The 4,593-nt window shown below is 48.5% G+C and carries 6 protein-coding genes; 2 read left to right on the plus strand and 4 right to left on the minus strand.

Annotated elements, in window-relative coordinates; all coding sequences use genetic code 11:
* Window positions 1-53 precede the first annotated feature (53 nt).
* Both QMA35_RS20815 and QMA35_RS20820 read right to left on the minus strand, forming a co-directional pair.
* A complete protein-coding gene (locus QMA35_RS20815) occupies window positions 54-794 on the minus strand; it encodes a calcium-binding protein (RefSeq protein WP_281649067.1) in 741 nt (246 codons plus the stop codon).
* On the minus strand, window positions 755-1,291 hold the full coding sequence (locus QMA35_RS20820) for a 5'-nucleotidase C-terminal domain-containing protein (protein ID WP_281649068.1): 537 nt from the start codon (window positions 1,289-1,291) through the stop codon (window positions 755-757). The genes QMA35_RS20815 and QMA35_RS20820 overlap by 40 nt, the downstream gene beginning before the upstream one ends.
* A gap of 42 nt (window positions 1,292-1,333) precedes the next feature.
* Between QMA35_RS20820 and QMA35_RS20825 the strand changes: the two genes are divergently transcribed.
* Window positions 1,334-2,245: a hypothetical protein gene (locus QMA35_RS20825; RefSeq protein ID WP_281649069.1), complete on the plus strand. Its 912-nt coding sequence runs from the start codon at window positions 1,334-1,336 to the stop codon at window positions 2,243-2,245.
* A gap of 63 nt (window positions 2,246-2,308) precedes the next feature.
* On the opposite strand, the gene QMA35_RS20830 is transcribed toward QMA35_RS20825, so the two are convergent.
* Complete coding sequence (locus QMA35_RS20830; protein ID WP_281649070.1) at window positions 2,309-2,644, minus strand: PBPRA1643 family SWIM/SEC-C metal-binding motif protein; 336 nt, start codon at window positions 2,642-2,644, stop codon at window positions 2,309-2,311.
* A gap of 465 nt (window positions 2,645-3,109) precedes the next feature.
* On the opposite strand from QMA35_RS20830, the gene QMA35_RS20835 reads away from it, so the two are divergent.
* Window positions 3,110-3,313: a DUF2905 domain-containing protein gene (locus tag QMA35_RS20835; RefSeq protein ID WP_281649071.1), complete on the plus strand. Its 204-nt coding sequence runs from the start codon at window positions 3,110-3,112 to the stop codon at window positions 3,311-3,313.
* 1 nt (window position 3,314) lies between these two features.
* On the opposite strand, the gene QMA35_RS20840 is transcribed toward QMA35_RS20835, so the two are convergent.
* Complete coding sequence (locus QMA35_RS20840; RefSeq protein ID WP_281649072.1) at window positions 3,315-4,430, minus strand: DUF4124 domain-containing protein; 1,116 nt, start codon at window positions 4,428-4,430, stop codon at window positions 3,315-3,317.
* Between the last annotated feature and the right edge of the window lie 163 nt (window positions 4,431-4,593).

A 4,593-nucleotide genomic window follows, 5' to 3' on the forward strand; every position in this document is an offset into this window, starting at 1 on the left:
TCAGAGCGAAAATCTATATGTCTGCTCTGCAGGCATCGTTCAAGCAGCTACGATCATTCGTAGCTGCGTAACTTCAGCTGGTCATTACCCTCACCGCCAGCAAGATAGTCATTACCCTTACTATCAAGCTCATCATTACCGTGCTCACCAAACAGGTAATCCTGATTATTACCGCCGTGCAGCTTATCAGCACCCGCTCCACCATAGAGCCAATCGTTACCACTATCGCCATCCAGAAGATCCTGCCTTTCACGACCATAGAGCTTGTCATCCCCATAACCGCCCAGAAGATGATCATCTCCGGTCAGGCCATCAATCAAATCATCACCAGCACCGCCGTTAATCCTATCGGCTCCGGCAGCTCCGGTAAGAACACTATCACCGCCACCATCAACAGCATCAACAGGAATAGTTGCCTGCCCCTGAAGAACAGTGCCTTCATGCTCTGAGAAGTTTTGGATACGAGTATCATCAGAAGCATCGGTTTCCGCAGCGCTGTATGACTGCTCACTGAAGTTTTCCAATAGATATTCGGCCAGAGCATCCTGCTCGCTGCCCGGTGCAGCAAAGTCCGAAGCGCCCCCGTCAGTTAATACATCAGTGAGATCAACAACATCAGTGGCAGAGTCTGCAAATGGATAGCCGTCACCGCCCGAGGCCTGAAAACCAAGAGTCACAATACGAATATTCATATCTGCAGGCGCCACCAGCTCACCATTCTCAACCAATACCTGAACAATCTGCCCTTCTCCATTCATAAGAGCGGCCGAGCGAATACGGGAACCAGATGCCAACGCCGTGTCATAACTGAAATGTACACCGCTGACCTGAGCAAACTGCCCCAGCCTGAAGCTGCCACACCATGCTCCAGCACTTGAACCAACTGCTCAGCAGTTAGGGTAAGCAGGGTCAGGGAATGATTGAACTTGAGGGTGTTCTCAATATCCAGCTGGGAAACCTGCCCCGCCTGCTTGCCACTGGCAGGGTTAACTAGTGAAGGCAACTCACTGTAATTACCAGCCCCATCATCCTGAATGGTGCCGATCTGAGCACGTATGCCATCACCATTTTTGATAGAAACCATTACACTGCTGTCGTATTGCTGAGCAGCGGCCAGGTTGGCATCTGCTGTCAGATTGCCAACACTGGTTTCTTCGGTGCGTACCGCTTCACGGTGACCTTCGAGGAAAACATCAGCACTACCAAGAATATTACTGTCTTTCTCATGGAACATATCGAATGAATGTACGGCCACCTTATTCACGCCCGCTTTTCCTTCCAGTGCTGACATGGCACTATCTGCTTCACCCCCTTCTGAAGCAGGCAGACAGTCATGGAAGCAACCGGCCTCAAGAAAATCTCCACTAGCGCTCTGGCCAAGTCTTTATCCCTAACCAGCAAGGAGTTGTTTGGCCGACTGGAAGCCGCTGGCTGGATTATTCGCAACAGCGACAGCTGGGAACTTACAGAGAAGGGAAAAAGCAAAGGTGGTGAATACACCAGCCACAGCAAATATGGCACCTATATATGCTGGCCAAAACTTACCCATATTGATCCAGAAAAGCTGATCATTCCGAAGAACATTTCCACACCCTCTCCTTTACTTACGGCCACAGCCCTTGCAGATGAGACTCACCTGCCAGCCCGGCAGGTAAACAACCTTCTGGCTGAACTTGGCTGGATACGCAAAGGCTTACGGGGTTGGCAGCTGACAGCATCAGGTCAAGCCATAGGCGGTGCCCAAAAAGAAGATAGGCGAACAGGCTACCCTTACGTCTGCTGGCCAGCAGAGGTTCTTGAACACTCGGCCTTTCAGCATGCCTTGAAAGAAATTCAGGGGGACTTAACTCTGGCAATTGGCCTTGATGACAGCACCAGCGATATTGATGACTATCTCACTCGTTTTCCTGCCACCTTGCGAACAGCTGATGGGCACATGGTACGCTCCCGTGGAGATATGCTGATCGACAACTGGCTTTATATGGCCGGAATCACCCATGCCTGCGGTCGTCGTCTCCCTATTGAAGAAAACGCTTGGGGGGATTTCTATCTTCCGGAAGGTTCGGTTTATATTGAGTACTTGGGAGCAGGCAGTGATTCTGCTTACAAAGCTTTAAGAGAGAAACGGGTCTCTCTTTATCAGAGCCACAATCTTAATGTCATCACCCTGAGCGACGACGATCTCAGCCACCTTGATGAGATTCTTCCCCGACAGCTGCTGAAATACGGTATCGCCGTTTATTAAGGGTCAAATATGCAAAAACCACGAAAATCGTGGTTTTTGCATACATCTGCAGACTTTAAAAAATTATCCGCAACACTTTTTGTACTTCTTGCCGCTGCCGCAAGAGCAAGGGTCGTTACGGCCGGGAGTCTTTTCAAGAACAGTAGTTTTCTTCGGAATCTGCTTCAGCAACTCCAAATCATTAACGTTCTCGTCCACTTCCTCATTAACAACGATGGTGTAAGACCAGCCGTTATCAAGAAAAACAGTTTCCAGCTCAGCTTTACGCTCCTCAGTCTTAACAGTGATAGAGGCTGGATTTTTCTCAGTACCCAAACGCGCCTGACGCTTGCCGCTGAAATCGCGCTGGCTAACACGATCATCAATCTGAAGGTTGGTCTGGGTGTAATGTTTGCCCATTATTTCACCTGTAAATATGGATGAGGCCCAGATACACACATTCCCACAAACCTGGAAACTGGTCAGAGGAACAGGGCGGCTAAGGGCGGTAAACCGGTGAACACTACTAGAAAACACCGCACTCTACCAGATCAATTACCCAACCTCCGGTAAATTACATTCTCGAATCCTGCGCATCCCCTTCCCAGGCTGCATGTCTCAGCATGGTTTCCAAATTAATCAGGGTACGGCCACTGACACCGGCAATAAACAGACAATTACCGGGTTTCACAGGTATTTTCCACACAAGTTTCCAGCTGGAAATGGTCGTGCTTCTTAACCGTTACCTCATTGTTCATAGCAACCCTCCAGAGAGGGAGCATGCTGCAAAACCATAAAGAGAAAAGTGTTGATGCGCAGCAGAGAATTGCCACCAGTCTGATCATGAACCATTTTTATTTCCTTCAAACACTTTGAGTTGGAAACATGATGAGACTGCTCGCAGCTTTTGGATTGGTTGCTATCGCCTTCGGGCTGCTCGTACTTTATGAGCCCAACATTATGAATTGGGTGGGGCACCTGCCCGGTGATATTTGCGTGGAAGGTGACGGCAAGAAAATATCGCTGCCACTTTCATCAATATTACTGGTTTGCCTGGCAGTAGCAGCTGTTATGAAAATTCTCCGTTAATCTAAAAGTAATGTGGCGATGCTGCACCATGAGATACCCAGCGTTGCCAATCCTGCGTCATCCGACGCAAGCCTCCCGGATACTCCCGGGCAAAGAATTCAGCAGCTGACACTTCACGACAAAGGTCTTTCCCTAAATCCTTCATATAATTGGCTAACACCTGCTTACGCTGGTTGTCCTGCATCAGAAAATGGATAACAGACCAGGCGATTGCATAGTTCTCGTTGCGATTTTGTGGGTTGTACCAATTTCCAGCTTGATCAAACCAGTGCTGTAGATGCGGCAGCGATAATTTCTGGAGAAGAGCCATTTGCTCCCGATCAGGTTCGATAATTTTTGCCTGCCCGGTTATTTTCATATGCTCAAAATATTCTGCCATCCCCTCGGTGAACCAGATGGGCATACTGCCAAACAAGCCAGACATAATAACGTGCGTTGATTCATGGCGAGCCACCTGATGGGTTCTCTCATCACGGCCATCATGGTGAACCGCTGCCGTATTTATTCGTGAACTGTAAAACCCTGCAGACCATTTGCTAATGCTGGGCGCTACCTGATTGGCATAACTCTGATAGGCCTGACGACTGGCAAACACCTTCACATTCAAATCAATCTGACGCAGATCCGTCATATTCAGCTGGTCGGCCAGAATAGTAAATATTTGTCGTGTACTACCCGCCAAACGATCCTGAGTCCAGGCTGGCACTTTACTTCCCGACACATCAACCTTCACCCGAAAGTACTGGGCTTTGTTCTGATACTTTTGACTGAGATCTTTGACGGATGCCTGTTGTGGCGCTCGGTCTGAAAAATGAACCCGCCCGCTTTCATCCTTCCATTTGTACACTTTGCTTGTTTCAACATCAGTCACGGCACGCGTTGTGGGAGCACACTGGTAATGACTGACAGCCCCGTGGGTGAATTGGGAAAGAGGATTCGTGATCGTCTGATCTATAACTGGAGGGTAAACCGGCTCACTTTCAAGGGGTGGTTTTGCCAAACCAAACCATAACAAATATTCTTGGCGTTGCTGATCTGTAGAAACGAACCAGATCAATGCCAGCACTCCCACTGCAAGACAAAAAAGAACGTTTATTATGCGCAGAGAAACAGCCATGTTAGCGCGCCCCGTTTATCATTATTTGAATGATGAATTGTGTCAGAGACAACTCACTATTTGCTAGCAGCCTGTCGGACTTAAAACGTCAATCAAGATAGAATCGAACATCCAGTTGCAGTGGCGTCAAGCTCTATGAATAAATGGATATTCAAACCCGTTG

Origin of the sequence: Parendozoicomonas sp. Alg238-R29 (genome assembly GCF_947331445.1) — a bacterium.
Lineage (GTDB): Bacteria > Pseudomonadota > Gammaproteobacteria > Pseudomonadales > Endozoicomonadaceae > Sansalvadorimonas.